The sequence below is a fragment of the Paenibacillus sp. LK1 genome (assembly GCF_002750415.1).
Lineage (GTDB): Bacteria > Bacillota > Bacilli > Paenibacillales > Paenibacillaceae > Paenibacillus > Paenibacillus taichungensis.
Genome location: NZ_PEII01000008.1, coordinates 249646 through 275232, shown reverse-complemented (window position 1 = coordinate 275232; position 25587 = coordinate 249646). Strand labels below are relative to the sequence as shown.

The window sequence follows — 25587 nt, the reverse complement described above, 5'->3', positions numbered from 1 at the left end:
AACCTACTTATTCGTACATATTACCTCCCGCAATTTCACGCAGCTGCTCCAGATTGCAGATGACAATGTTGCGCTGTTCTTTGCGGATGATTTCACGGTCGCGGAGGTCATGGATGACCCGGTTCAAGTGTCTATAGCTCGTGCCCAGCATATCGGCCAGCTCTGTTAGCTTGGAGGTCTGGATTTCTTCTGTGATCTGCTCCCCCTGCTCCATCGTGGACAACAAATAGCTTGCAAAACGGCTCTCTACAGGATAAAGCAGATTAAGACTCGATAGATTCGAGAAGGTATATAATTTGTGGGTCACATGACTGAGCATAAAATGGAGAAATTTCGGGTTTTCAGCATATGTATTCTTGAGATAGCGATAGCTTACACCGAGCAGCAGGCTCTTGTTGACGGATTCCACCGTGTTTTTGGCTTCCTTACCATTGACCAGCTCCAGATCACCTACCAGCGCAGGAGGCATACTGAAACGCAGCAACAAAGACTTGCCATTCGGAAGTGTTGTATAAATCTTGAGCTTACCTTGGACGAGAAAATATAATCGTTCGGGACGTTCACCTTTGGCACATATAATCTCGCCTTTGGAGGCTTCGAGCAACCTTAATTCAGCAAGTGCAGGCTCGTCGAGCACCTGATCCAGGCCATGCTCCCGCGCAAGCTGGCGCAGCAATCCAAAGTCCATGATTTCTCTCATCTCGGAACCCCCCCTGTGTAGATCTACATATGCATTGGACACATGTCCCATAAACGATATAGATCAGTACAAATATCTTGATATAAAAATAGTTACAACTAGAACTTATATCCAATACATTCATTTAAATGGGAAACACTTTAAATTCCAGCCTTCAAAATGACAATATTTTATGAAAAAAGAAGTACATGATAGCGCACTCTTATCCGATGAAAGATAAAGCAATAATCATAGTTACAACTGCTAATTTAGAATTCAAATAAAGAAAGGATGGTTCTACCTGTTATGAACGTTGTAGATGCTCTTTTGAAAGTAATGCCTTATATCCGTATGATTCTTAGAGAACCAGCCAGTCTAACGGTGTATGATCACGAGAAGGTACTGTATTCTGTCTCCACCGATAAGTTCAATCTTGGATTCAACGAAGGTGATCCTCTTTTGGATGGATATAAGAACTTCACCGCTCTCACGAACGGAAACGAAGCCTCTCTGACCCACCTGCCGGCAGAATACTACGGTATCGAGCTTGATATCCTTAATGTACCGATCTTTGATGATAATCATCAGGTCGTTGCTATTTTCTGCGTATCATATGATCAATCGAACCAGAATCAGCTTGAAGCTATTATACAAGAAAACCAAACGATTAATGGAAACCTGGTTGAAATGGTCCAGCACGTTGCCGCTCATGCGGAGGAATTGCAGGCCACCAGCGAACAGATTCTGGAGAATACACGCCTGGCGGTAAAGAATTCGTCTCAGATCAACAAGGTTGCCGGGTTCATTCGTGAAATCTCTGAACAGACCAACTTGCTTGGGCTCAATGCCGCTATCGAAGCTGCGCGTGTAGGTGAAGCCGGAGCAGGCTTTGGTGTGGTCGCAACGGAAGTGCGCAAACTTTCTGTCGATGCCAAACAGGCTACCAGCGATATTGATATTAGCTTGAAGGATGTACAACAGGTTATTAAACAGATGGAAGTCGAAGTATCTCAGATTGCAGCTTCTTCTCAGGAGCAAGCTACGCTCGTATCTTCGTTCACGGATGTCATCGAGAAGCTGAATGAAGCGGGAGAACGCATGAAAGCCCTGTCTGAGCAACTGATCAGTTACTCTGTGAATGATTAAGAAAATGTGCATCTCCCGATAGGATGGTTACCGACTCCACCAGTACTCTTTGAATAATAACTAATTTAGATGTAATAAACAGGACTTGGAATCCCCGTCCCCGTGACGGAAATTCTAAGTCCTGTTTCATTTGTCTTTTTATCGTGGTGTACGTGGAGTCCCTACTACCTCGGCCTCCGACTCCCAGCATTCCACTTCTCCCGGAATGTGAATACGGTCCCGAGTAAAGATCGGGTCACGTCCTTCGGCCTTTTGTTTCTTGTAATCTTTCAGCGCATCGAATGTCACCTTGGACAGCATCAGGATGGCGATCAGATTCACCACAACCATTAGTCCCATAAACAGGTCGGCCAGATCCCATACCAACTGTACCTTGGCAACGGCACCGAACAGCACCATCGCGATGACACATACACGGTATACCCACAGCCATACTTTATTGGATTTGATAAACTCAATATTGGTTTCCCCGTAGTAATAATTCCCGATGAGCGTACTAAAGGCAAACAGGAACACCATCACTGCCAAAAATCCGGATGCCCATGAACCAATATGCACACTTAATGCCGCTTGAGTTAATTCAATCCCGCCCAGATTGGAACCTTTGTACACCCCAGATAACAAAATAATCATGGCCGTGCTTGTACAAATAACCAAGGTATCGGTCAACACACCAAACGCCTGAATAAGCCCTTGTTTGACCGGATGTGTTGTATCCGCCGTAGCGGCAGCATTCGGTGCACTACCCATACCCGCCTCATTGGAGAACAAACCACGTTTGACACCATTCATCAGCGCGGCTCCAAGTGTACCACCCGCGACCTGTTCAATGCCGAAGGCATTTTTCACAATCAGCGCAATCATGGCCGGAAGTTGTGTGATGTTCGACAGAACAACAAATGCAGCCACACCAATGTACAGCACAGCAAGAACAACGACGATGTATTCAGACGCCTTGGCAATCCGTTTAACACCACCCATAATGATTCCTGCGAACACAACGGCCATAATGATGCCTACAGTCAACCGATCGATGCCGAAAGAATTTTTAAATGCGACTGTAATCGTGTTGGACTGCACAGCATTAAAGACCAAACCAAACGACAACGTAATGAGAATTGCGAACAATATCCCCATCCATCGTTTCCCGAGGCCACGCTCCATATAATAAGCCGGCCCTCCGCGGAATCCGCCTTTATCTTTGATTTTATAAATTTGAGCAAGCGTACTCTCCACAAAACTCGAAGCTGAACCAAAAATTGCGATAACCCACATCCAGAATACAGCCCCTGGTCCCCCCAGTGCGATTGCCAGTGCAATACCGGTAATATTCCCGGTTCCCACGCGGGCCGCCATACTGATACAGAATGCCTGAAACGGCGAAATTTTGCCGGGCTCCTTGCTCTTCGGCTCCTTGAGCACTTTCACCATATCCCCAATCATGCGGAATTGCATGAACCGGGTCTTGGTCGTAAAATACAAACCACATACGACCAACAAGATGATTAACAGCTTGGACCACAGAAAATCATTGAAAACTGCAATAATATCTTGTATTGTTTGCTCCATTGGCTATGCCCCTTTTCGTTGACGGTTCGTTAAAAAGCGTTCCCCAGCTGTATGACTGAGCGAAAAATTCTCATACTACTTCATAAAGGCATACAGTTCTATCGCTCCAGACGGACAGATCTCTGCTGCAGTACGATAGTTAAGAGATCGTTTGCACCATTCTGCACATCTCGGAATCCACATTTTCGGATGTTACCTATACTACAGGGTCATCTACGGAAACCGACAAATACCTACACGGAAACATTTAAATTTTTTATAAATAAGCAACGTTTATCCATTCACTGTTACTTTATCTGACATATCCGTCAGCATACACGGGTCTTCACATCGGGATATACAACCAAGTATGATAATAGGGGACATTAATAGCAGGGAAAGATCATTTATAGATGCAGAGAACGAAATATATAGGAGTGAACTTAATCAGAAAGGAGGACCACGGAAATGCGTTATTTTATTGTGGATGATGATCCTGGGGTTCGATCCATGCTAATGGATATTATTGAAGATGAGGGGCTCGGTGAGATTGTGGGAGAAGCCGAAGATGGGGCTCATATTCATGCTGAACTGTTGGAGCTGCATAAGGTGGATGTACTCCTGATTGATCTGCTCATGCCGCAGCGAGACGGGATTCAGACGATACGTGCGCTTGAAGGAAGGTTCGATGGCAAGATCGTGATGATCTCCCAGATTGAGTCGAAAAATATGATTGGGGAAGCCTATTCGCTTGGCATCGAATACTATATTACGAAGCCGATTAATCGACTGGAGATTCTGTCTGTTCTGCGACTGGTGGACGAGCGTCTGCGTATGCAGCAATCCATCGCAGATATTCAGCGTACGCTGCAAGGACTGTCCAGATTACAATCTTCTGAACGTGCTTCAACACCGGCCCCTGACAAAACGATCACGACAGCAGGACATTTCCTGTTATCCGAGATGGGCATGATCGGAGAAGCCGGCAGTAGAGATCTGCTGGACATGCTGGAATACCTGGAGCAGATTGAAACGGAGGAACATAAACTCTCTCCATACACGTTCCCGTCACTTAAGGATATCTTCCAGAATGTAGCCATACGCAAACTGGGTTCCGATGCCACATCAGCGGAAATAACGAAGGAGATCAAGGCATCCGAGCAGCGCGTTCGCCGGGCAATTTTCCAAACATTAAGCCATGTCGTATCGCTCGGACTCACGGATTACACACATCCGAAGTTCGAGAATTACGCGTCAAAGTTCTTTGACTTTACGGAGATTCGCAAGAAAATGCTGGAACTGCAAAACAATGTGGAGCCCTCCTTGTCCCAGACCCGCATTAACACCAAAAAGTTCGTTCAGGTACTGTATCTGGAAGCCAAGCGGCTGTTGCATTAAAGAGTAAAAAAAACATGCGCTCATGATCCAACTGGAACTGATACAGCATTCGTTCTTCCTGCTGCCTATTCCAGCTATTATCATGTGCGCATGATTGCAAAAAATAGCTCATCTATATCCATCAAGCCCTCGGCTTGCTTAAGTGCATTCGATTATACTCATTGATCAATTCATCCAGTACCATGGACTGCTGAAGCACATCGGGATGTCCAAATCTACCCTCGTTATGCTCTACCAACATATGAAGGTTATGTCTGGCTTTCTCTATTTGATTTTTCAATTCCAAACTCATAACCATCGCGTCTAATCCCTCCCTATTTCTGTGTTACATTTTAGGTTTTCCTGTCAATCTATAGTTGGATTAACATATGGCATAGTTCGCATGGATGTTTTGTATCCTTCTCCAATTTTTGAAAGTCTCTATAGCCATCTCTACAAGACGATCCGAAAATGGCTCTGCAACGCCTAATTGAAGGTTGGTTTACAATTTCACGAGCAAATTTTCCCCACTAACTTCATATTCAAACAGTTGTGTCATTATTGTGTATGTTAAAAAACCAAAAAAACACCTCTCGATCTACAGGCTTACCCAAGGGGTAACCCTATTCGATAAAGAGGTGCTTCTTCGTCAGTTCACTTTAAAGAATGAACATGTAATTTTCCGTTTTTCTCCACCTTGCTCCAAAAGGTAATAAAATCCCTTTTCATACGTAATTCATTCAGGTACAATAGGGCGATGTGTGTGTCCGGACCAGGCGGATACAAAATAAGAAGTATAGAGGGCGATTCAGTTCGAGCGGATCATCCTGATTTGATTATTTGGAGGCTCATCAACACCATGCAAACCGATTCACAGACTAAAGTCAAAATCATAAACGCCGATCCCAGCGCGATGGGGTTATTTGGGTTGGCCATCGTCACTCTGGTCGCTTCTTCCCAAAAGCTTGGCATTACAGACGGCCTTAGCTACGCCATTCCTTGGGCGATTTTCCTAGGTGCTTTTGCCCAGTTGTTCGCTTGTATTCAAGATTCCAAACGTAACAATACCTTTGGCACAACTGCCTTCGGCGCATATGCATTCTTCTGGTTCGCCATGGGTGCCAACTGGCTGATCAAAATGGGCGTGTTTGGCTCCACTCTTGCGGAGCAGGCAGATGGAAAGCAGCTCGGATTTGCTTTTGCCGGATACCTCGTGTTCACCCTGTTCATGACGCTGGGTGCCGTGGAAGCCAACAAAGTATTGCTCATCATTTTCATTCTCATTGACTTCCTGTTCCTTGGCCTGACCTTTGACGCTTTCGGCGTAGCTCCTCATATCTTCCATACCATCGCAGCTTATGCTGAAATGGGAATCGGAATCGTGTCGTTGTACGGCACAGGTGCTTCCGTACTGAACGCTCACTTCGGCTATACGTTCTTGCCTATCGGCAAGCCGTCTGGCATTTTCAGACCCAAGGCTTAATATACAGCATCAAACCGCCAGCGCGCCGGTCCGCGCCTGGCGGTTTTTTTGAATCATGCTTCACTTGAATAGGGATGTGACCGACACCTATACTAGAACTAACATATAGAGAGGATGGACGCGGCATATCTTGCAGCGTCCATCAGCCATACTGTCAGGAGGACTACAAAGAATGAGAGAGATATCTAAACCTACGGAATTAGATCAAGTGGAGAGAAAGTATGTGCGCGAAACACGTTGTTTCAAGACGGCAAGAGTATTTCCAACCGATGTAAATAACCATAATACCTTGTTTGGCGGCAAACTCATGTCCTATATCGATGACATTGCATCCATCGCCGCATCCAAGTTGTGCCGGGTAAATACCGTTACGGCTTCGACCGATTCGGTCGATTTCTTGTATCCGATTAATCCGACGGATTCGGTGACGTTGGAATCCTTCGCATCGTGGACGGGACGAAGTTCGATGGAGATTTTTGTGAAGGTGATCCGCGAGGATCTGAAGACGGGGGAGAAGAAGATTGCGGCGACCGCATTCCTTACCTTTGTCGCTTTGGATGAAAATAACCGTAAACTCATTGTTCCTCGCATCATTCCGGAGACGGAGGAAGAGAAGAAATTATACGAGACTGCTCCAGCCCGGGCGGCCATGCGGAAACAACGGCGGGCAGAAAGCAAGAACTTCGCCGACTTCCTCACCGTTAGTTATCCTTGGGAATAAGACAATCAGGCACGCTATTCAGTCCTGAAGCATGCGTTCATGAATGGTCCGGCCCTTCTGCCCTGGTTCAATCAGGAGACGGGTCGGTTTGATGTTAATTAACGCGGTCAACTGTTCTCCCATGTAGTGGGAAGAATACTTGAACCCAATCTCCGCCCAGTGCATAATCACACCAACGGTCGCAGATACCAGGTAACTTAGCATGATATCGTAATTAATGGTGTAGTCGCTGTCTTCGGTCACCAATACAAAATCCTCGGTTAAATATGTTCTGAACATATTGCAGAGTCTCGTTCCCATATCCCCATGCATCGTCATCAAGGCTCGAAAGATATCCTGATGCGCTTCGATATATTCAAATACAGGCATCGTTGATGGCAGCAATGCCGTCATATCCACTTCTTTTAACTCCGCGTAAGGTGATGCATAAGCTTGTCCCACGCCCTGCATGAAATCATCCAGAATGAATTGCAATAGCTCGGGTTTACCAGGAAAATGTAAATAGAACGTTCCCCGGTTATAATCTGCCCGCTCCGTAATGTCACGAATCGTGACGGCTTCAGCTCCCTTTTCCAATATCAAAGAAACTGCCGCAGCGATGATGGCATCCTGCGTTCTTCGTGCTCTCCGATCCTGAGGGTGTTCGATAATCAACATTTCCACCTCCTCTGTCCATTATTGTAACCTAAATGAACACCGCTTACATCTCTGTCCGATAGCTGACATATGCGCTGTCAATGATTATTGTCACATTTCTATGTATATCTTAACATTGAGATAGGAACGATAGACCACAGGTTGAACGTTCACTCACAGTTCACCTGATTTCAATTTATAAGGAGCGAATACATGATGAGTACATCATATACCCAAACAGCCGTTATTACAGGAGCCGCCGGAGGTATCGGTAAAGAGTTGGCACGTCGCCTTGCTGAACGCAAAATTAATCTGGTGCTGGTCGACCTGAACGAAGAAGCCATCCAGCAAACCATCGCGGATCTGAAACTCGACAAAGAGCATGTCATTGCGGTGAAAGCAAACGTATCTCAGGAAGCCGACGTGAAAAACTATGTGCAGCAAGCACTTGATACGTTTGGTCGTATCGATTATTTTGCCAACAATGCCGGCATTGAAGGTCCAACCGGACTGATCGAGGATCTGAGCGTTGAAGCGCTCGACCTCGTATATAACGTCAATGTGCGCGGTGTATTCCTTGGTTTGCAGAACGTCATCCCTGTCATGAAAAAACAAAAATCTGGTGCGATTCTGAATACCTCTTCCCTCGCAGGTCTGATGGGTGCTCCAGCCGTATCTCCATATATTATGTCCAAACATGCCGTGATTGGCCTCACCCGCACAGCAGCGAATGAACTCGCGCCTCATGGTATTCGGGTTAACGCGGTATTGCCAGGCACCATCAATACCCGTATGATGCGTCAAATCGAAGCAAACTCCGGTAATGTGGAAGATTATCAATCCGCTACCGTATCCGCAATTCCGATGGGCCGCTATGGTGAACCGGAAGAAGTCGCAGCCATCATGAACTTCCTGTTGTCCGAAGAAGCTTCGTATGTCACCGCTTCCCTCTATACTGTCGATGGCGGTATGATGGGTCAATAAGGAAAATAGGCCTAGCCCAACGGGCTGGTTGTTTAAAAGGTAATTCCCAAAGCACAATCCAAAATGACCTCAAATTCCACAGTAACGTGGAGGCTGAGGTCATTTTTCTTAATAGAATGATTTAAATTTAATCCACGTAGCCTGCGAGACCTTTTTCCATCAAGTAGTCCATTTCAGCATCCAGAATGCCTTCAACGGTCAGCTCGTCCAGCTTCACATCTTTGCGGCTCAGAATGTAGTCGGCCAGATCATCACCGTCGATATCTACGTCGCCTTTGGCATTTTCATGTGCTTTGTTAATATATGCCTGCTCGTGCTTCAAGACAAGAGCGATATTCGCTTCGCTTGCCTTTGTCTTCTCTGCAATATATGCCTTCATTTCCTGTTCATTAATTGAATTTGCTTCAGTCACGTTAAAGTCAGCTCCTTGATTCATACGTTCTGTTGTCATTGTAGCATAGGTTAACCCACAACAGTCATGCCTTATTCCTTACCCCTAGGATAAACGAACGTAAAATGTTGCACCTTCCCCTACCACACTGCGGGCGTAAATCTCACCTTTGTGCTGCTCCACGATCGACCTTGCAATCGCAAGACCCAATCCATGTCCACCATGTTTCCGAGCTCTGGAGGCATCCGTGCGGTAGAAACGATCGAAGATCCGGTCCAGATGTTCAGCCGCAATGCCCTCTCCCGTGTTGGAAACGGCCAGCACAACATCATTATTTTGTTTCTTCAACGATACGTTGACCGAGCCTTTGGCTCTGGAGTATTTCACAGCATTATCGAGCAAAATCAGAATGACTTGCTTAATCTGTTCGCTGTTGCCATGGACCATGAGCTGCGGTTCAATGCTGTAGTCCAGGGATATATTTTTCTCGAAAATCACAGCTTCCATCGTCAAAATGATCGTCTCCACCGCATCGCTCATATTGAATTTGGCATGAATCATCGAGGATCGCGAATCGTCAATTTGAGTCAGATATAACAGATCATTCGTCAGTCCCGACATGCGTTCCGTCTCCGACTTGATGTAATGCAGCCACTTGGCCTGATTCTCAATCGTATCCTCCCGGTTCGCGAGAAGCACATCCGTGTTGGTATTAATGATCGCCAGCGGCGTTTTCAACTCATGTGAAGCATCGGCTATGAATTGCTTTTGCTTCTCAAAGGCTTCCTTGACCGGGGTAATGGAACGATTGGCGAAATAACGGCTCAGGAAGAAGATGACGATCAGCATGATCAGACCTACGATGGCAAAAGTATAAATCAGATTCGTTAGGATGCCCTGTTGGGCCGTCACATCGATGAACACAATCATGTGCCCTGTGCTGCTCGGATCGATCACATAAGCCCAATCGGTTCCATTCAGCGTAAATTGTCCGGTTTTCCGATCCAAATCGTTAACCTTGTCCACCTTTTGCAAAGCTTCAGTATAGAAGGTGTCATCCATATCAAACCTGGAGTGTGCATCCGTGATTTTCCATTCACTGTCTGTCTTGACCATGAACGATACAGAACGACCTGGCGGTGAGTTCGGATCACTTCCCGGTGCTCCATTCGCAATGGAATCCGATGGTTGTGATCCTGTCACTGAATCCCTGTCATCACCACGCGGCATCTTGCTGGAGTTGTACGGACCATGATAGAAATCCGACACTTTGAACAGCTCCATGTTGGTTTCCCTCTGTACATTCTGGTACGTAATGATGTAGATCGTAGCAAAGGCTACCAGCATCATAATTGAGATGGATACCAGGTTCACGATCAGAAATCGATTTCTGAGTTTCTTGAACATCAGGACGTCACCTCAAGTACGTACCCCACACCCCGAATCGTATTGATGCGGACCGCGGAGTTCAGGAAGGTTAATTTTTTGCGTAAAAACGAGATGTACACCTCCACATTGTTATACTCCACTTCCGAATCGAAACCCCACAACTTCTCAATAATCTGCTCTTTGGAAGTGATGGCCTGTTTGCGAGTGATTAACAGTTCCAGCAGTTCATTTTCCTTCAGATTCAGCTTGATCTCCTTACCTTGAACACTTAGCTTCAGTTGCGTGGTGTTCAATTCGACGTCACCGAACTTCAGTCCATCCTCTGGAACGACTTCTCCCTTCCTTCTCAGGGCTGCCCGAATCCGTGCGAGCAATTCCTCCGTGGCAAAGGGCTTTGCTATATAATCATCTGCTCCATAATCCAGCCCGGTCACTTTGTCTGAAATTTCTCCTTTGGCTGTGAGCAGAATGACAGGCGTATGATTGCCTTCGCTGCGCAGTTTCTTCAGCACGGTAATCCCGTCCATTTCCGGCATCATGATGTCCAGCAGCAACAGATCATAGATTCCACTCAGCGCATAATCCAGACCCGATCTCCCGTCATGCACCATGTCTACAGAGTAATTGTGTTTTTTCAATATTTGCGATACGGCTTCTGCCAAATGAACCTCATCTTCCGCAATAAGTATTCTCATCGGTTCTTCATTCCTCTGCATGAATTGGTTTCGATATATGTCAATCTATTATACCAACGATTGTAGCAACCGAACCTTGAATCAATCTTAATTCCACTTTTTTCGCGAACTATTAAAGGAAGGTAAAAAAAGATCAACGGAATGTAAAATCATTTAAGATTCATTCAAGGTTGGGGCTCTAAGATACAGACATGGAAGCAATACACACGATGCAACAAAACATACAAAACATGGATGAAAGGACTGAACCCCCATGGCAATTGAAGTATTCAACCGATATGAGAGCAAGTATCTTCTCACCGATGAGCAGTACGAGAACTTCTACACCGACTTGCTGAAGTATATGGAGCTGGATGCCTATAACAAGAAACACGAGTTTTACTCCATTAGCAACCTGTACTTTGATACTCCGCAGGATTCCCTGATCCGCGCCAGTCTCTCCAAACCCAAATACAAGGAGAAGCTGAGACTGCGGGCATACGGAATTCCTGAAGAGAATGCGAAGGTATATCTGGAAATCAAAAAGAAAGTATTTGGCCTGGTGAACAAACGCCGAACCGCCCTGAAGCTGGATGAAGCCTACGAATTCGTACGGACAGGCAAAGCGCCTGATCTCGCCGATTATATGAACAAACAGGTTGTCGAAGAGATCAAGTATTTCCTCCGGCTGTACGATCTGGAACCAAAAGTATATCTGGCGTATGAACGCAAGGCGTTGTTCGACAAGAACAGCCGCGATCTCCGCATCACCTTTGATACCAACATCCGCAGTCGCAGATACGATCTGAAGCTGGAGCAAGGGGATTACGGTGAACCACTGGTGAAAGATGGACGCTGGCTGATGGAAGTCAAAGCCGAGAAAACCGTTCCGATGTGGCTCTCTCAACTGTTATCCGAACACGGCCTATATCGCACCGGATTCTCGAAATACGGCAATGAGTACAGACATCTGGCCAGAACAACCAACCTGAACTACCAGACGGAACGAGAATTGCTGCCGGGTACCGATTTCAACCCATCCATAGAACAAGAAAAAACAATCACAGAAAGAGAGCGTGTAGTATATGCTTGATTCCATTTTCAGCTCAGCTTTAACAGACACCACCCTAACTTTTAGTAATGCGATTCTAACGATCGGACTTGCCATCATCATGGGGGTCATCATCAGCCTGACGTACATGAAGACAAATCAAAGCACTTATTCCCAAAGCTTTACACTAACTATGGTCGTCTTGCCAGTCATCGTAGCCATCATCATTCTTCTGATCGGCAGCAATATTGCCCGTGCATTCAGCCTCGCCGGTGCCTTCTCCATCATCCGATTTAGAAGTGCGCCTGGTGACCCGAAAGACATTGCTTATGTTCTGTTCACCATGGCTTCCGGTCTTGCCTGCGGTGTAGGCGCATTCGGTTATGCTGTAATGTTCACCATTATCCTGTGTGTACTGATGTTTGTCCTGAGCCGCTTCAACTTCGGAGGGAAGAAAGCCCAGCAAAAAACGCTGAAAGTAACCATTCCGGAAAACTTGAGCTACGAAGAAGCACTGAACGAAGTGTTCCATAAATTCAACGTACCTTTTGATCTCAAAAAAATCAGAACGACCGAACTCGGCAGTCTGTACGAGCTTGTCTACAGTGTTACCATTCACGAAAGTGTAAGCCAAAAGGAATTCTTAGACGCGATTCGTACACGAAACGGAAATCTGGATATCTCGTTAACGATGAGTCCAACACCAGAATACTAAATTGAATCTGAAGGGAACGATATACTATGAAAAAGAAAATCATAACTGGCAGCAAACTGTGGTCCGTCGCGATGATTACTGCAATGGTTACGGCTTGCAGCGCCCCGGCAGCAACCAGCAGCACTGCAAACGCCGCAGTGTCAACGACAGGGACAACCAAAACCGTATCCGTCAGTGAGCAAACCTCAGTGAAATATGCCGATCTGGTCACGATGGATGCAGACGATACCAACGTTAGCTGGAGTGCAACAGATTCCACAACGATTAAGCTGAACGGTACGACCGCTTCCATCACAGGATCGGGTGCAAAAGCAGCAAACGGATCAGTAACCATCTCCGCAGCAGGTACCTATGTACTTAGTGGCAAGCTTACCGATGGACAGATTGTGGTCAATGTTGCTGATAAGGGCACCGTACATCTCGTATTAAACGGGGCAACAATCAATGATAACGACAGTGCAGCTATCTATATCCAGAAAGCGGGCAAAGCCATTATTACGTTGGAGGAAGGAACCGAGAATGCTGTCTCGGATGGCAAAACTTACGTATACGCCGACGCAACAACAGATGAGCCGGATGCAGCCATCTTCAGCAAGGCAGACCTGACGTTCAATGGTACAGGCAAGTTGACAGTTACGGGTAACTATAATGAAGGTATTACGAGCAAGGATGACCTGAAAATCGTCAGCGGCACAATTAACGTCAAATCCGCCGATGACGGCATCAAAGGTAAAGATATGGTGGCGATTCAAGCCGGCACCATTACCATTAATTCAGAAGGTGACGGCATCAAATCCACAAACGATACGGATACGACCAAAGGCTTCGTTGCCATTGCAGGAGGCACATTCAACATCCAGAGCGGCAGCGACGGCATTCAAGCGGAAACCGCATTGGTTACGGATGGCGGCACATTTGACATCGTAACCGGAGGCGGCAGTGCCAATGCACCAGAAAAAGTAGAAGAAGGACCATTTGGCGGCGGTGGCGGCGGATGGGGTGGCGGTACACCTCCAACCGATATGGGCACACCACCGGATGGGGAACCACCTGCTGATATGCCGAACAATAATGGAACGAACGCAGCACCATCCAGCTCTACAAATGCAACAGCACCTGCTGATTCCAATGCAGATGCAGACACAAGCACAACAGCTGCAGAAGAAGAAACAACGAGTGCCAAAGCACTTAAAGCAGGAGCAGATCTTACCGTTAATGGCGGTACGTATACGATCGATTCCATGGATGATTCCCTGCACAGCAACAACAATGTGACCGTCAATGACGGCAAGTTCAGCATTGAATCCGGTGATGACGGTATTCATGCAGATCAGGCGCTTACCATTAACGGCGGAACGATCACTATTGCCAAGAGCTATGAAGGACTTGAAGGTGCAATTATCACTATGAACGATGGGAATGTAGATGTGACTGCTTCAGATGATGGCGTGAATGCTTCTGGTGAAATAACTGCAACTGATGCAAATGCAACCACTACTGCAGATGACAGCACTCAAGCAGCCGATACCGATACAACTGCAGTCTCCAACACTTCTGTTACAGAGACGACTGGCACAACATCAACTACGGATCAGGCCAATCAAAGTACAGACGCGAATAGCAATACTCGCCCACAAGGCGGTGCTCCAGGTGGTATGCCGGGTGAATCCGCCAGCAACAGTGAGCTTCATATCAACGGCGGTTCCCTCACTGTCAATGCAGGCGGCGACGGACTGGATTCGAATGGCTCCATCTATATGACAGACGGTACGGTCATTGTGAACGGTCCTACAGACAGCGGCAACGGAGCACTGGATTATGACGGTAACTTCGAGATTAGCGGTGGATATCTGGTCTCAGCTGGCAGCTCCGGTATGGCTCAGGCAACATCTGAAGCATCGACTCAAAATACCATTGCCATGACGTTCCCTGAAACGCAAAAAGCAGGAGCACTGGTACACGTGGAAGACAGCGAAGGCAATAATATCCTGACCTTTGCTCCAGCGAAAGATTATCAAACGGTGGTAGTCAGCTCCCCGGATCTGAAAAAAGATGGCTCTTACGTGATCTATTCCGGCGGATCATCGACTGGTAAAGCTGTGGATGGGCTCTATACAGACGGAACGTATAGTGGCGGAACCAAAGTGGTTGCCTTCCAATCCACAAGCAATGTAACTTGGGTGAATGAATCTGGTGTTACAACTGCCAATACAGGTATGGGTGGTCCAGGCGGAGGCCGTGGCCAAGGTGGATTCGGAGGCGGTAGAAACAGAACGCAATCCGGTACATCGGGCACTACAGATACCGCCAAGTAAGCTAAGATTCAGGCTATAAAAAGCTAACGATTAAACTATTAAAAATAAGGGATGTCCCATACGTCATGAATATGACGAGGGACATCCCTTATTTTTGCTATTTTGTTCTATAGAAGCTGGTACACGCTATTCGCTCCCAATTGCCCAGGTGTGTGAAGGAATAACGTTGCTGATGTTCATTAAATGCTGCATCCCTTGATATCCATCTTTTAAGATGCTGTACATTCGTTAGCGCTCAAAACGTATATACATACACCTTGGTACGCAGCGTATCCCGGCATGTAATCGTCCGTAGCGGTACCTTGCCTGGCAGTGCAAAACAAACGCTAATCACCTTTGCTCCCGGCGGAAGCTCCCGATTGAATTTGTCGACGAGACGTTTCATTGCTCCAGGGAACAAATAACAGATGACGCAATCTGCGTGTTCATATGAACTGGTATAGATGTTGCCACGGATGAATCGCAGCCGCCCCTCCAGAGAGTGACGCTTTCCTTTCGCTCGCCGTAAGCGGACACTTAGAAAAGCAATGAATTGGGATGCCCATAAGGGAATGATTGAATTTTCGATCCCCGTAAGCCGTTTGCCTGGGCAATGCCTCACCACATCCAGTCCGAGCGTTCCCCACCCGGAACCTGCTTCAATAACATCGCCGTAACCGGGAATGCGGTTGACCTCCTGAATGACTGTCTGCCTGACGATGCTGGATGTAGGCATCGGTGAGATTCCATTTTTCCAACTGACCAGCACGATGGATACTACCGATATAAGTGTCACCACAGCAATGAGCCATGGTATAAATTGAAATATGAACATAACCTCAACCCTTTGGATTTTAATTAAGAGGCGGCATTTGCACCTTCATCATAACAAAAGAAGCTTCCCCAGGTCTAAAAAAACCTGACAGAAGCTTCCTGCTTGTTATTCTATTTTGGGTTAATCTCATTCCATCCCGCTGCTCATTTCACGCATTCAGTCCGGCACATGGGACTTCATGTATACACCCTTTTTGTACACCGACTTGATTGTAAAATGTACGCCCAGCTTGCGATTCGTCCGGTAGATGAGCGAGTTAATCTCGTCAATGCCCACCGGCTCACTCTCCAGCATGCTTCGCTCCGGCCACACTTGGCCGACAATCTGCTCCCGTGTCACAAAGTGATCCAACTGGCTGTACAATAGCTTGAACAGTTGGTACTCCTTCTTGGACAGTGGAATCTCCACTTCTCCAATCTGCACGGTTTGCAGGTGATCCTGTAACCGCACGCCTTCGCCCAGCAGGTCAGATAGCCGATATTCTCTCGTTTCTTCGAGATCCCCTTCTACACGAAGCTGAATCAAGCCGTTGACCAGCGTCAGGCTGTCTCCTTCGGCAAACGGATATTTCTCATAAGGAACGAGGCGTTGCCCGTTCAATTCCGTTCCATTTTTGCTATCCAGATCCTCAATCCACAGTTGCTGCTGCGCATCATAATGAATACGGCAATGCCGCTTCGATATCAACTGATTGTAGACAGACAGGTCCAATTCATCTCCACCCGTATAACGCCCCACTGTAATGGAACGCCCCTGGCTGACATAAGCGAATGAACCATCACTTTCCTGCCCTGGCGTACGAATGACGATTTTTGCCGTCTCCCGCATGTTATTCTCCCACCTTCAAATATCACTCTATCTCTATGAGCGCTTTCGTTCATAAATAATGATAAATTCATCAGATTTGTTCCATTGTTTGCATCCATCATAATTTATATAGTGTATACAGGCATCGTTATATGCTTTTCTCTACTATACCAGACGTTGTGCCTTTTTTCTCATAACCGTCGTATGCATGCCTTAGCCCAACCAACAAGAGAGGTCCCTCATCATGAACAAAAAAAACATTTTCATATATGTGCTGCTCGCCTTCACCCTGTCCATTACATTAACAGTGCTCTCCCGCATCAACGATGATCGCGGAGAATCATTGAAAGGCATAACCACAACCGAAACATCATGGTTGCAACTGAATACCCAGCGGTAAGTATACTCTATTATAACGTGATCAACAGAAAAAACGTTTCACGAATGTCATCTTATGCTGGGTCATACCATCCTGAATGAGGATCATATCTTAATCCATTCATCAGAATAAGGCCCCTGGACGCTACCAACCAGCGCTCAAGAGCCTCATTTTAATATAATTTTATGATATGGATACCGATCAGTGCATCCGATAATGAAATTATGTCAAAAGCGATGTTGCAACGGCATTCTCTGCACTTAACGCCGCTTTTTCCTGATACCAATTTTCCTCCACCCATACACAATGAGTGCTACAGGGCCGGAAATCCATAACAGTTGCCATAATATGATACTCAGGTCAAATCCCATGTTGCATCCCTCCCCCAAAGATTGTGAATGCTGCATCAACGATCCTAAAATTGGTTCTTTTCATCCCCCGGCAGATCGGATTCATCAGACTGTTTGGTCTCTCTAACCTGAATTTCCCCCATCCGGCTCGACACCTTCTGATACAGATAAGAAACGCCAAGCAGCAGTACGCCAAAGCTGAAATAGGCAATAATCTTGCTGCCCGATGTAAGCAATCCCACATCATAGAACACCATTTTCCCGGTGGAAAACAACGTCAGACCCAGACCGAGGCGCCGAATCATTACATATTTTCTGCGGAACCCATAGGCAATGTACAGGATCGCAAGCAGTAGATAGATTAGGCTGAATAACAGCCCTACATCTCCCCACTGGAATTGGATCGTCAGGAACACGGTGATGACACCCAGCAGATAGACCCCTGCGATAACCGGATACCATTCAATGCTTTTGAACTGCCCACGGATTGCCGTGATCAGCAGATCCCTTCCTGCAAAGAACACGCCCACATTAAAGATGATTAATACGAGTAAACCTACGACTTCAGCCGCTGTGTGCTGCTGAACATCCGGCTGAAGTGCCGGCATGGATAACGTTACTGCCAGTGCAATACAACAGCCCACCGCATGCAGGAAGACGATATAACCCTGCACGATCCGATCACGCAAAAGCCTCACTTTACCCAATCCATAGGCCATGGCAATGGTCAGCGCAGCGAACAACAGCCATTTGTAGAACAGGTATAACAGGAATGAGTCGTCGACTGCTTTCATATACAATTCATTCGATTCATACAGCACATATAACCACAGATTGGCGAGTGTGACGTACTTGAATGCATTCAAAAAGCCAAGCTCTGTCTGGCTATATTGATACTTCTCCCCGTATAGGGAGCCGTTGCGATCTAAGGCGTAATAGAGCGTAATAAGCAGTGCACCCAGCGTAATGCAGGAGTATTTTAGCATGAAATAGGATTGCTCCCCCATGATGAACAGCACCAGCACGTCATAGTACACAAAAGTGAACATGCACAGAAGCACGATTCCCCATCCGGCACGTTCCACCAACTTGAACCGCTTCAGATGTCCAAGCGTAACCAGCAGAACTCCTTCGATCAGCCAGCCCATAGACAGCCATTTCGCACCAAACTGGAACGGTATAATCAGAATGGCAAAGGTCAGGGAAGTCACGTAGAACAATAGAAGGGTCTGCTTTTCCTGAGGCATCCTCTGCTGGATAAAACGGGCGAGCCCGAAATAGACCAGAGCGAAAATCAGAGCAAGCAAGCCTTGTGCGTCATTCCACCCTGCGGCATCGAACAATACATACAACATCAGGCAGCTGATGCTCGTATTCATGGCCAGCAGTGCGAAGTCCCACCAGGTTAACTTCACGCGATGTTTGAAGGGATACGCCAGTGTAATGCCGAGATATAATGCAAATGTCACAATGGAATACACCATGCCGATCTTCTCACTTGGTGAGAGCCATAACAGGATGAGCATGGACGGTGTGTTGAACAGAAAACTGATATAATGCACAATCGGCCACCGTTTACCAAATGAAATCAAAACAATAATTCCGTTTAAGAGCAAAAGATAGATCATGGCAACATACACAGCCGAACCTTGAAGGCCGAAATAGGCCATGTAGGAGATTAATGGTAAATAACCTCCAACCAAACCAAGTGAGCAGATCGTCCTGGACTGATACCTCAACGATAGCAGCACGGATATGGCCGAAACTAACACCGACAAGGCAAGTCCCGTATATAATCCGATGATATGCAATAGAAAATAGCTGTAGAAAATGGAGCCAAACAGAACCGATATCCCGCCGCCCAGCAGCCCCATCGCGAACGTCTGTCTTTTACGCCGGAACAGCCATTCTCCCCCGGCAAGCATAAGCGCACCAAGCAGGAAGAACGCTACGCCTTTCACCTCATCGCTGAACCAGGTCTTGTAGGAGTACTGAAAGGCTGCACCAACGCCAAGAATGATCAGCAGGATGGCGACCTTGTTGATCCAGCTTAGGCCAATCTTCATCTCCATCCGGTTCTGGCGAATACGCCGCTGAATGGTCTCTTCGCTTAAGCCTTCTTCCGCCATATGTTCGTATCCTTGTTGCATCTGCCCGCGTAGCGCCTCTTCTCTCTCCCACAGGACCTGTCTGTGCAGCTCAATACGTTCCTGCACCTCAGTAGCCAGATGAGCAATTCTCTCCTTTATCTCATTGGCGTCACCCTGAAGTTCCTCTGAAGCCCTGTTAAATATGGCATTCAAATTCACTTTGGCGCGGTGCTCATGCGCCGCAAGCCGATCATTATGTACACTCGTCTTTCCCCGAAAATAGGTCTCCATCTTCTCCTGGGATACACGAATGAGATTCAATTTCTCATCCAGCATCTGTTCAGACAGAGCCATGCGAAGACGGGCATTCTCCTCTTCCATTTTCCGTGTGCGTACTTCAAGATGTTGCAGCTTCAGTTGGTGCGCTTCATATTGCGTTCTCAGTTGTTCGTTCTGCACGATCAGGTCATCGGATTGATACTCCTGAAGCAGTGCATTATATTCCTTTACCAGCTGCTTCTGCTGCTCCTGAACCTGGTGAAGCCGATCCTTGAACTCTTTCATGAGCTTCCTCCGTTGGGTGATGTTGATGTCGTTCCCTATATTTTACTATATGTATGCCATAAAATGGGGTTTAAGGAATAGAATCATTCAACCGTTCTCTGCGGATTGGAAGTCGTTACGGGATTTTTGCAAAATGCTTACATTACAAAAAGCCCGGGAAGCATCAGCTTCCTGGACTCTCGTTCATTGATATAGTCATTCTGTACATGTATACAACTTCTGGTCATCTTACTGAGCCTTGGATAATTGCTTACGCCGGATCTTTCGTATCCGCCGTCTCCGGCTCCATAATTTCGGTGGTATCCGGGTCTAACCAATTCGCGAGCAGGGTTCGCACATATTGCAGATCACTCTCTGACAAATCATAGTACCATGTGCCGCTGCGCGTTGCGCCTTCACCCTTCAGCATGTAATTGCTGATTGTTGGCGTGCTGTCTTTCATATATAGAGACTCGGCAAATTCCACGATGAAATCCGAGTTCATGTTGGTTGTAAAATTCGATCCAGCGATTTGGATAACGTCCGGGATCTTGGTCAGGTTTTTGACATCAAGCGCACGATTCATGAAAGCACTTAGAAAAAGACGGTGCCGCATCGTCCGATTGAAATCGGAATCTTCCCGGTAACGGACATAGCCCAGCGCTTCTTCGCCGCTGTAGATCGGTTTGTTCGCTTCAACAAACAGCTTCTCATGCGTTTTCAATTTGTTCTCAATATTTTTCTTAATCGGCAATTCAACACCGCCAACCGCATCAACAATATCCTTGAGTCCGTTAAAATTAATCGCGGCATAGAAATCGACTTTGTTTTCCAACAAATGCTCCACGGTATCCATCGCCATCTTGGCTTCACCATGTGCATAGGCTGAATTAATCTTCGACTTCACATCCCGGCCGATAATATCGGTGTAGGAGTCACGTGGAATCGACAGCAGCAACACTTTATTTTCTTCCGGACGCACAACAGAATAGATCATGGTATCCGAACGGCTTGGTTCGTTATCTCGTTGATCAATTCCTAACAACAACAGCGAGAATGGATCGGTATGTTCTACAACGGGTGCATCCTTATCGCCAACAGGCTTGAAGGATTCATCGAGCGTTTCCTTTACGGTTTCCGAAGCAAACAGGTTAAACGCAAACACAACGAGTTGCTTTTGATAGATAAATCCGAGTCCCCCCAGCACAATCAAAGTACTCAGGATGATAATCAAAGGTTTCTTCCATCTCTTCTTTGGTTTCTTCGGCTTCCGTCTGGTTAAATGTGCGGCACTGTTCTCCATCATATCTCCTTTAATAACGGTCTTAGAATCATTTAACTATATTAATAACACGTTTTCAATAGATTACGTTATAATCTGCTATACAAGAAATGACACAGAAGGAGCGATGAACGATGGAATATCGACTGTTGGGGAATAGTGGTCTGCGCGTTTCCTCACTTGGACTCGGTACCAATGCCTTTGGTAAACGGGCGGATGACCCAACTTCTATCCGCATTATTCATGCGGCACTGGATCAAGGAATCAATTTTATCGATACCGCCAACATCTACGCCGGAACGGAATCGGAGCGGATTATTGGACAAGCCCTGATGGGCAGACGTGAAAACGCTGTGCTTGCTACCAAAGCCGGACTTCCCCGGCATGAAGGTCCCAATGGACGCGGTTCATCCCGCTATCATTTGCAGCAAGAGCTTGAACATAGCCTGCGGCGTCTGCAAACGGACTATGTGGATCTCTATCAGATCCATACCTTTGATCCGCATACACCACTGGATGAGACGCTGCGCACATTGGACGATATGGTCACTTCCGGCAAAGTCCGATATATCGGAGCTTCCAACTATGCAGCCTGGGAACTGATGAAAGCTCTTGGTACCAGCGAACTAAAAGGATATTTACGCTATATCTCGACCCAAACCAGCTACTCTCTGGCTGATCGCACGCCTGAGCTTGAACTTGTACCGATGTGCCTTGATCAAGGCGTCGGTATTATCCCGTATTTTCCGCTCGCAGGTGGCATTCTGACAGGCAAATACAATGGTGAAGCTGGCGTGCCTTCCGGTTCCAGAGCGGATACTGATCCAGCCTTCAATCGTTTCTTGTTGGAACACAATATTAAATTAGGTGAGCAGATCAGTGAAAAGGCATCGGCGTATGGCTGCTCCCCAAGTGTCCTGTCGCTTGCATGGCTACTGGCCCGCCCTGCTGTTTCAACGGTTATCGTTGGGGCAACGAGTACCGAACAGCTGGAGCATAATCTGGCTAGCCTGGACATGAAACTGAGCGATGATATGATCTCCGAGCTCGATCAACTCAGCGACTCTTTCCGTCACGGTAAGCCATTCGCGACTTATCGGTTGGATTGAACCAACAGAAAAAACCTCCCGGCTAAAAAGCCCGGGAGGTACAACTTCACTACACATTGTAGTCTAATAAATCATAGAAAAAAATCTTTCTATGGTTTAAACATCTGTTTTATATCGAATAAATTCCTGCATGATTTCCATGTATTCGTCCTTACGATCACTTATATTATCAAAGAAAACCTTGTCCGCGGCTTCAACAAGATGAATACCTTCAAGCGCCAAGCGTGTTCCTTCCGGCGTTGTTGTAATAATATTCGCACGGGTATCGGTAAGATGACGCTTCCGAGTTATCAACTCTCTCTTTTCAAGAGCACGGAGAACTTGAGAAGTAACGTTAACATCCACATTGGCAAATTGCGCAAGCTGGACCTGAGTTACTCCCTTACCCTCTGTGTCGCGTTCATTGAGCCACACACAGGCATGCAATAATACAAATTGGGGTTGTGTTAATTCCAGAGGCTCGAGCACCCTGCGTATTTCCTTTTGCCACATCGTAGTAACCTGCCATAGCAAGTATCCTGGACTTTCCTGAGCATTTTTATACCGTGAGCTTTCCATCTCAATATACCTCCATCATTACACCTTGAGCTTCATCATTTCTTATAACGCTTGTCGGAACGTATGCGTTTCAACATTGTACATTTTCAGCAGAAAACATTAGCGCGAAGGAATAAATTGCTTGACCCATTGACCAAATCCATGCGGATTACGGCTCTGAATCAGGACTGTCCCTTCACCACGGAATCGGCATACTAATCCTTCTCCACTGGTCACGCTGGATAACCAACCTTGTGAAGCTTTCTCAATGCGATAATCCATATAATTGGGCCATGCAACCAAGTGGGCATTATCCACGATCACTTCTTCACCCGCAGCCAGATTGATCGCATGGATTGCACCATAGGATGATAGGAACACTGTTCCTCGCCCACTGATCTCTATAATAAAGAAACCCTCTCCTGAGAAGAGACCTTTCTTTAAGTTTTGCATTTTGGTATTCACCTGGATGCCTTCCGTTCCGGCCAGAAATCCATCTTTCTGTACGTAGAGCGAATAGGAACCATCCAGTTCAATGGCCTCCACATCCCCCATACTGGAAGGTGACAACAGAATTTCCGCAGATCCGCCTGCAGCCGTCAATTCCTGAAAAAAGAATTTCTCGCCGCTGATCATACGTCCAAATCCGGCAAACATACCGCCTTCGGCAGATCCCTTCAATTCAACGGTTGGTGTCATGGATACCATGGCCCCGCTTTCTGCCTTGAACCGTTCTCCCCGTTGCAATTGCACTTTAAGCATCGCAAATGCACCATCATATAGAATTTCATAGTTCATGGCTTCATCAGCTCCTTGTTGTCCGTGTTAAAATCATTTAACCCATTATCCTCCAACACAGAGAATTTATCTCCGTATTCCTTAATAATATGCTGATCTCCCCAGTTACATAGGGCATTCAGAATTGGTTCCAAACTTCGCCCATAATCACTCAGTTCATACTCCACCTTGGGAGGTACCTGATTATACACAATGCGGTTCACTATCCCGTCATCTTCAAGCTCCCTTAGCTGCTGCGTTAACATTTTCTGCGTAATTGCGGGCATAATACGCTTGAGATCACTAGTCCGCTTCTTTCCGTGTGTCAGATGGCAGAGGATGACGCATTTCCATTTGCCACCGATGACTTCAAGCGTTGCTTCAACTGAGATATTATATTTCTTTCTGATCATGCTGAATGTCCTCCCTGGAATTGTTATTCATAAAAGCAATTGCTATATAGGCACTAAAAAGTACGTAGGGTACTAAAAAGTACGTACTATTCATTTTATGTCGAATAACTCATAATAGCATTTGCCGGTACGTAAATCTACATTCTGGGGAGTTGAACAAAACATGCTACAAGATTCAAAACGCAGTACCTGGGCACTGCTGGCGCTGGCAATCAGTGCGTTTGCCATCGGCACCACTGAATTTATCAGCGTTGGTCTGCTGCCCCTTATTGCAGATGACCTGGGCATTTCCGTAACGACAGCGGGACTGACCGTTACTTTATATGCATTAGGCGTAACCTTCGGGGCACCGATTCTGACCTCATTGACGTCAACGGTGTCACGCAAGACGCTGCTGCTTGCCATTATGGTTGTTTTTATCGCTGGTAACTCCATGGCGGCGCTCTCGAGTGGAATTACCATGCTGCTCATTGCGCGAATTGTCTCCGCTCTGGCACACGGAGTATTCATGTCCATTGGTTCCACCATTGCGGCAGACCTGGTTCCTGCAAACCGCCGGGCGAGCGCTATTGCCATCATGTTCTCTGGTTTGACCATTGCTACAGTAACTGGCGTACCCCTGGGTACACTCATCGGTCAAAACTGGGGCTGGCGCGCAGCTTTCATTCTTATCGTTGTCGTAGGTGTTGTGGCCTTCATCGGCAACATGCTTCTCGTGCCATCCACGTTGCAACGTGGAACGCGAACTGCATTCCGCGAACAACTGAAGCTGGTGACAGGCGGACGGTTGCTGCTGGCTTTTGCCATTACAGCCGTGGGATATGGGGGAACGTTTGTGGTATTCACTTACCTGTCCCCACTATTGCATGATATCAGCGGGTATTCCGAGAAAACGGTCGCGGGAATTCTGCTGCTGTACGGGATCGCCATTGCTATCGGCAATATTATTGGAGGGAAAGCCGCCAACCGCAATCCACTCCGAGCACTCTTCTATATGTTTATCATTCAGACCGTCATTTTGGGCATACTGTATTTCACAGTTCCATTTAAGCTGGCAGCGTTAATCACCATACTCGGCATGGGTCTGCTTGCCTTCATGAATGTGCCAGGGCTTCAGATGTACGTCGTGACGCTCGCAGAACGTTATGCTCCACAAGCCAAAGACGTCGCCTCTGCCTTCAACATCGCAGCCTTTAACGCAGGTATCGCAATTGGTGCATATTTGGGTGGTGTAATCACAGATTCCATCGGTCTGATTCATACCACATGGGTTGGTGCAATTATGGTTCTGGCTGCTGTTCTTCTAACTGGTTGGGCAAGAGCGCTTGATCGTAAAGATCCCTATTCCCCATCAGAGACGTAAGACAGGTTCAGTCA

At 46.7% G+C, this 25587-nt stretch carries 25 protein-coding genes; 11 read left to right on the top strand and 14 right to left on the bottom strand.

Going from position 1 to position 25587, the window contains the following annotated elements; all coding sequences use genetic code 11:
• Nucleotides 1-7: 7 nt before the first annotated feature.
• On the bottom strand, nucleotides 8-700 hold the full coding sequence (locus CS562_RS19290) for a Crp/Fnr family transcriptional regulator (protein WP_063567772.1): 693 nt from the start codon (nucleotides 698-700) through the stop codon (nucleotides 8-10).
• Nucleotides 701-970: 270 nt separating this feature from the next.
• Between CS562_RS19290 and CS562_RS19285 the strand changes: the two genes are divergently transcribed.
• Nucleotides 971-1825 carry a methyl-accepting chemotaxis protein gene (locus tag CS562_RS19285; protein WP_076287349.1) on the top strand — a complete coding sequence of 285 codons (855 nt, stop codon included), beginning with the start codon at nucleotides 971-973 and terminating at the stop codon, nucleotides 1823-1825.
• Nucleotides 1826-1963: 138 nt separating this feature from the next.
• Here CS562_RS19285 and CS562_RS19280 read toward each other — a convergent pair whose 3' ends face one another.
• Complete coding sequence (locus CS562_RS19280; protein WP_076287348.1) at nucleotides 1964-3394, bottom strand: alanine/glycine:cation symporter family protein; 1431 nt, start codon at nucleotides 3392-3394, stop codon at nucleotides 1964-1966.
• Between the two features lie 447 nt (nucleotides 3395-3841).
• Between CS562_RS19280 and CS562_RS19275 the strand changes: the two genes are divergently transcribed.
• Nucleotides 3842-4771, top strand: a complete 930-nt coding sequence (locus CS562_RS19275) for a response regulator (protein ID WP_076287347.1) — start codon at nucleotides 3842-3844, stop codon at nucleotides 4769-4771.
• A 121-nt stretch (nucleotides 4772-4892) separates the two neighbouring features.
• Here CS562_RS19275 and CS562_RS19270 read toward each other — a convergent pair whose 3' ends face one another.
• Nucleotides 4893-5069 (bottom strand): aspartyl-phosphate phosphatase Spo0E family protein, encoded by a 177-nt coding sequence (locus CS562_RS19270; RefSeq protein WP_053782597.1) that lies wholly within the window; start codon nucleotides 5067-5069, stop codon nucleotides 4893-4895.
• 540 nt (nucleotides 5070-5609) lie between these two features.
• Here CS562_RS19270 and CS562_RS19265 point away from each other — a divergent pair.
• Both CS562_RS19265 and CS562_RS19260 read left to right on the top strand, forming a co-directional pair.
• Complete coding sequence (locus CS562_RS19265; protein ID WP_062322933.1) at nucleotides 5610-6233, top strand: acetate uptake transporter; 624 nt, start codon at nucleotides 5610-5612, stop codon at nucleotides 6231-6233.
• A 208-nt stretch (nucleotides 6234-6441) separates the two neighbouring features.
• Nucleotides 6442-6954, top strand: a complete 513-nt coding sequence (locus tag CS562_RS19260) for an acyl-CoA thioesterase (protein WP_063567782.1) — start codon at nucleotides 6442-6444, stop codon at nucleotides 6952-6954.
• Nucleotides 6955-6972: 18 nt separating this feature from the next.
• Here the strand turns inward: CS562_RS19260 and CS562_RS19255 are convergent, their stop codons facing one another.
• Nucleotides 6973-7608 carry a TetR/AcrR family transcriptional regulator gene (locus CS562_RS19255; RefSeq protein WP_175381920.1) on the bottom strand — a complete coding sequence of 212 codons (636 nt, stop codon included), beginning with the start codon at nucleotides 7606-7608 and terminating at the stop codon, nucleotides 6973-6975.
• A gap of 198 nt (nucleotides 7609-7806) precedes the next feature.
• Between CS562_RS19255 and CS562_RS19250 the strand changes: the two genes are divergently transcribed.
• Entirely contained in the window at nucleotides 7807-8574 is a 768-nt protein-coding gene (locus CS562_RS19250) for an SDR family NAD(P)-dependent oxidoreductase (RefSeq protein ID WP_099857945.1), read from the top strand.
• Between the two features lie 127 nt (nucleotides 8575-8701).
• Here the strand turns inward: CS562_RS19250 and CS562_RS19245 are convergent, their stop codons facing one another.
• Genes CS562_RS19245 through CS562_RS19235 form a run of 3 tightly spaced genes read right to left on the bottom strand, consistent with a single transcriptional unit; the run spans nucleotide 8702 to nucleotide 11049 of the window.
• Entirely contained in the window at nucleotides 8702-9010 is a 309-nt protein-coding gene (locus CS562_RS19245) for a hypothetical protein (protein ID WP_076287698.1), read from the bottom strand.
• A 60-nt stretch (nucleotides 9011-9070) separates the two neighbouring features.
• Entirely contained in the window at nucleotides 9071-10372 is a 1302-nt protein-coding gene (locus CS562_RS19240) for a sensor histidine kinase (protein WP_099857944.1), read from the bottom strand.
• Complete coding sequence (locus tag CS562_RS19235; protein WP_076287342.1) at nucleotides 10372-11049, bottom strand: response regulator transcription factor; 678 nt, start codon at nucleotides 11047-11049, stop codon at nucleotides 10372-10374. Before CS562_RS19235 ends, CS562_RS19240 begins: the two co-directional genes overlap by 1 nt.
• Nucleotides 11050-11302: 253 nt before the next feature.
• On the opposite strand from CS562_RS19235, the gene CS562_RS19230 reads away from it, so the two are divergent.
• From CS562_RS19230 to CS562_RS19220, 3 genes are read left to right on the top strand one after another with little or no spacing between them, the layout of a single operon-like run.
• A complete protein-coding gene (locus tag CS562_RS19230) occupies nucleotides 11303-12121 on the top strand; it encodes a polyphosphate polymerase domain-containing protein (RefSeq protein ID WP_076287341.1) in 819 nt (272 codons plus the stop codon).
• Nucleotides 12114-12794, top strand: a complete 681-nt coding sequence (locus CS562_RS19225; RefSeq protein ID WP_076287340.1) for a DUF4956 domain-containing protein — start codon at nucleotides 12114-12116, stop codon at nucleotides 12792-12794. The genes CS562_RS19230 and CS562_RS19225 overlap by 8 nt, the downstream gene beginning before the upstream one ends.
• Before the next feature lie 26 nt (nucleotides 12795-12820).
• The gene (locus CS562_RS19220; RefSeq protein WP_099857943.1) at nucleotides 12821-15109 is read left to right on the top strand and encodes a carbohydrate-binding domain-containing protein; all 2289 of its coding nucleotides are present in this window, start codon (nucleotides 12821-12823) and stop codon (nucleotides 15107-15109) included.
• 235 nt (nucleotides 15110-15344) lie between these two features.
• Here CS562_RS19220 and CS562_RS19215 read toward each other — a convergent pair whose 3' ends face one another.
• Nucleotides 15345-15923 carry a class I SAM-dependent methyltransferase gene (locus CS562_RS19215; protein WP_076287338.1) on the bottom strand — a complete coding sequence of 193 codons (579 nt, stop codon included), beginning with the start codon at nucleotides 15921-15923 and terminating at the stop codon, nucleotides 15345-15347.
• A 156-nt stretch (nucleotides 15924-16079) separates the two neighbouring features.
• Complete coding sequence (locus CS562_RS19210; protein ID WP_099857942.1) at nucleotides 16080-16751, bottom strand: FHA domain-containing protein; 672 nt, start codon at nucleotides 16749-16751, stop codon at nucleotides 16080-16082.
• 223 nt (nucleotides 16752-16974) lie between these two features.
• Between CS562_RS19210 and CS562_RS33015 the strand changes: the two genes are divergently transcribed.
• On the top strand, nucleotides 16975-17130 hold the full coding sequence (locus tag CS562_RS33015) for a hypothetical protein (protein ID WP_163755688.1): 156 nt from the start codon (nucleotides 16975-16977) through the stop codon (nucleotides 17128-17130).
• Between the two features lie 394 nt (nucleotides 17131-17524).
• On the opposite strand, the gene CS562_RS19205 is transcribed toward CS562_RS33015, so the two are convergent.
• Together CS562_RS19205 and CS562_RS19200 are read right to left on the bottom strand one after the other, a co-directional pair.
• Nucleotides 17525-20113 (bottom strand): DUF2339 domain-containing protein, encoded by a 2589-nt coding sequence (locus CS562_RS19205; RefSeq protein ID WP_099857941.1) that lies wholly within the window; start codon nucleotides 20111-20113, stop codon nucleotides 17525-17527.
• 250 nt (nucleotides 20114-20363) lie between these two features.
• Nucleotides 20364-21395, bottom strand: a complete 1032-nt coding sequence (locus CS562_RS19200; RefSeq protein WP_099857940.1) for an LCP family protein — start codon at nucleotides 21393-21395, stop codon at nucleotides 20364-20366.
• Between the two features lie 113 nt (nucleotides 21396-21508).
• On the opposite strand from CS562_RS19200, the gene CS562_RS19195 reads away from it, so the two are divergent.
• Nucleotides 21509-22483: an aldo/keto reductase gene (locus tag CS562_RS19195; RefSeq protein ID WP_099857939.1), complete on the top strand. Its 975-nt coding sequence runs from the start codon at nucleotides 21509-21511 to the stop codon at nucleotides 22481-22483.
• Between the two features lie 96 nt (nucleotides 22484-22579).
• Here CS562_RS19195 and CS562_RS19190 read toward each other — a convergent pair whose 3' ends face one another.
• The 3 genes from CS562_RS19190 to CS562_RS19180 all read right to left on the bottom strand — a co-directional run bounded on the left by CS562_RS19190 (nucleotide 22580) and on the right by CS562_RS19180 (nucleotide 24210).
• Nucleotides 22580-23041, bottom strand: a complete 462-nt coding sequence (locus tag CS562_RS19190; protein ID WP_099857938.1) for a MarR family winged helix-turn-helix transcriptional regulator — start codon at nucleotides 23039-23041, stop codon at nucleotides 22580-22582.
• Between the two features lie 99 nt (nucleotides 23042-23140).
• Nucleotides 23141-23818: a TIGR00266 family protein gene (locus CS562_RS19185; RefSeq protein ID WP_076287331.1), complete on the bottom strand. Its 678-nt coding sequence runs from the start codon at nucleotides 23816-23818 to the stop codon at nucleotides 23141-23143.
• On the bottom strand, nucleotides 23815-24210 hold the full coding sequence (locus CS562_RS19180) for a winged helix-turn-helix transcriptional regulator (protein WP_076287330.1): 396 nt from the start codon (nucleotides 24208-24210) through the stop codon (nucleotides 23815-23817). Before CS562_RS19180 ends, CS562_RS19185 begins: the two co-directional genes overlap by 4 nt.
• Before the next feature lie 163 nt (nucleotides 24211-24373).
• Here CS562_RS19180 and CS562_RS19175 point away from each other — a divergent pair, with 163 nt between their 5' ends.
• Entirely contained in the window at nucleotides 24374-25573 is a 1200-nt protein-coding gene (locus CS562_RS19175) for an MFS transporter (protein WP_099857937.1), read from the top strand.
• The last annotated feature ends 14 nt before the right edge of the window (nucleotides 25574-25587 follow it).

Coding starts and splice junctions, on each gene's coding strand:
- CS562_RS19290 (WP_063567772.1), bottom strand. CDS start 700: ATGAGAGAAATCATGGACTTTGGATTGCTGCGCCAGCTTGCGCGGGAG.
- CS562_RS19285 (WP_076287349.1), top strand. CDS start 971: ATGGTTCTACCTGTTATGAACGTTGTAGATGCTCTTTTGAAAGTAATG.
- CS562_RS19280 (WP_076287348.1), bottom strand. CDS start 3,394: ATGGAGCAAACAATACAAGATATTATTGCAGTTTTCAATGATTTTCTG.
- CS562_RS19275 (WP_076287347.1), top strand. CDS start 3,842: ATGCGTTATTTTATTGTGGATGATGATCCTGGGGTTCGATCCATGCTA.
- CS562_RS19270 (WP_053782597.1), bottom strand. CDS start 5,069: ATGGTTATGAGTTTGGAATTGAAAAATCAAATAGAGAAAGCCAGACAT.
- CS562_RS19265 (WP_062322933.1), top strand. CDS start 5,610: ATGCAAACCGATTCACAGACTAAAGTCAAAATCATAAACGCCGATCCC.
- CS562_RS19250 (WP_099857945.1), top strand. CDS start 7,807: ATGAGTACATCATATACCCAAACAGCCGTTATTACAGGAGCCGCCGGA.
- CS562_RS19245 (WP_076287698.1), bottom strand. CDS start 9,010: ATGAATCAAGGAGCTGACTTTAACGTGACTGAAGCAAATTCAATTAAT.
- CS562_RS19240 (WP_099857944.1), bottom strand. CDS start 10,372: ATGTTCAAGAAACTCAGAAATCGATTTCTGATCGTGAACCTGGTATCC.
- CS562_RS19235 (WP_076287342.1), bottom strand. CDS start 11,049: ATGAGAATACTTATTGCGGAAGATGAGGTTCATTTGGCAGAAGCCGTA.
- CS562_RS19230 (WP_076287341.1), top strand. CDS start 11,303: ATGGCAATTGAAGTATTCAACCGATATGAGAGCAAGTATCTTCTCACC.
- CS562_RS19225 (WP_076287340.1), top strand. CDS start 12,114: ATGCTTGATTCCATTTTCAGCTCAGCTTTAACAGACACCACCCTAACT.
- CS562_RS19220 (WP_099857943.1), top strand. CDS start 12,821: ATGAAAAAGAAAATCATAACTGGCAGCAAACTGTGGTCCGTCGCGATG.
- CS562_RS19215 (WP_076287338.1), bottom strand. CDS start 15,923: ATGTTCATATTTCAATTTATACCATGGCTCATTGCTGTGGTGACACTT.
- CS562_RS19210 (WP_099857942.1), bottom strand. CDS start 16,751: ATGCGGGAGACGGCAAAAATCGTCATTCGTACGCCAGGGCAGGAAAGT.
- CS562_RS33015 (WP_163755688.1), top strand. CDS start 16,975: ATGAACAAAAAAAACATTTTCATATATGTGCTGCTCGCCTTCACCCTG.
- CS562_RS19205 (WP_099857941.1), bottom strand. CDS start 20,113: ATGAAAGAGTTCAAGGATCGGCTTCACCAGGTTCAGGAGCAGCAGAAG.
- CS562_RS19200 (WP_099857940.1), bottom strand. CDS start 21,395: ATGGAGAACAGTGCCGCACATTTAACCAGACGGAAGCCGAAGAAACCA.
- CS562_RS19195 (WP_099857939.1), top strand. CDS start 21,509: ATGGAATATCGACTGTTGGGGAATAGTGGTCTGCGCGTTTCCTCACTT.
- CS562_RS19190 (WP_099857938.1), bottom strand. CDS start 23,041: ATGGAAAGCTCACGGTATAAAAATGCTCAGGAAAGTCCAGGATACTTG.
- CS562_RS19185 (WP_076287331.1), bottom strand. CDS start 23,818: ATGAACTATGAAATTCTATATGATGGTGCATTTGCGATGCTTAAAGTG.
- CS562_RS19180 (WP_076287330.1), bottom strand. CDS start 24,210: ATGATCAGAAAGAAATATAATATCTCAGTTGAAGCAACGCTTGAAGTC.
- CS562_RS19175 (WP_099857937.1), top strand. CDS start 24,374: ATGCTACAAGATTCAAAACGCAGTACCTGGGCACTGCTGGCGCTGGCA.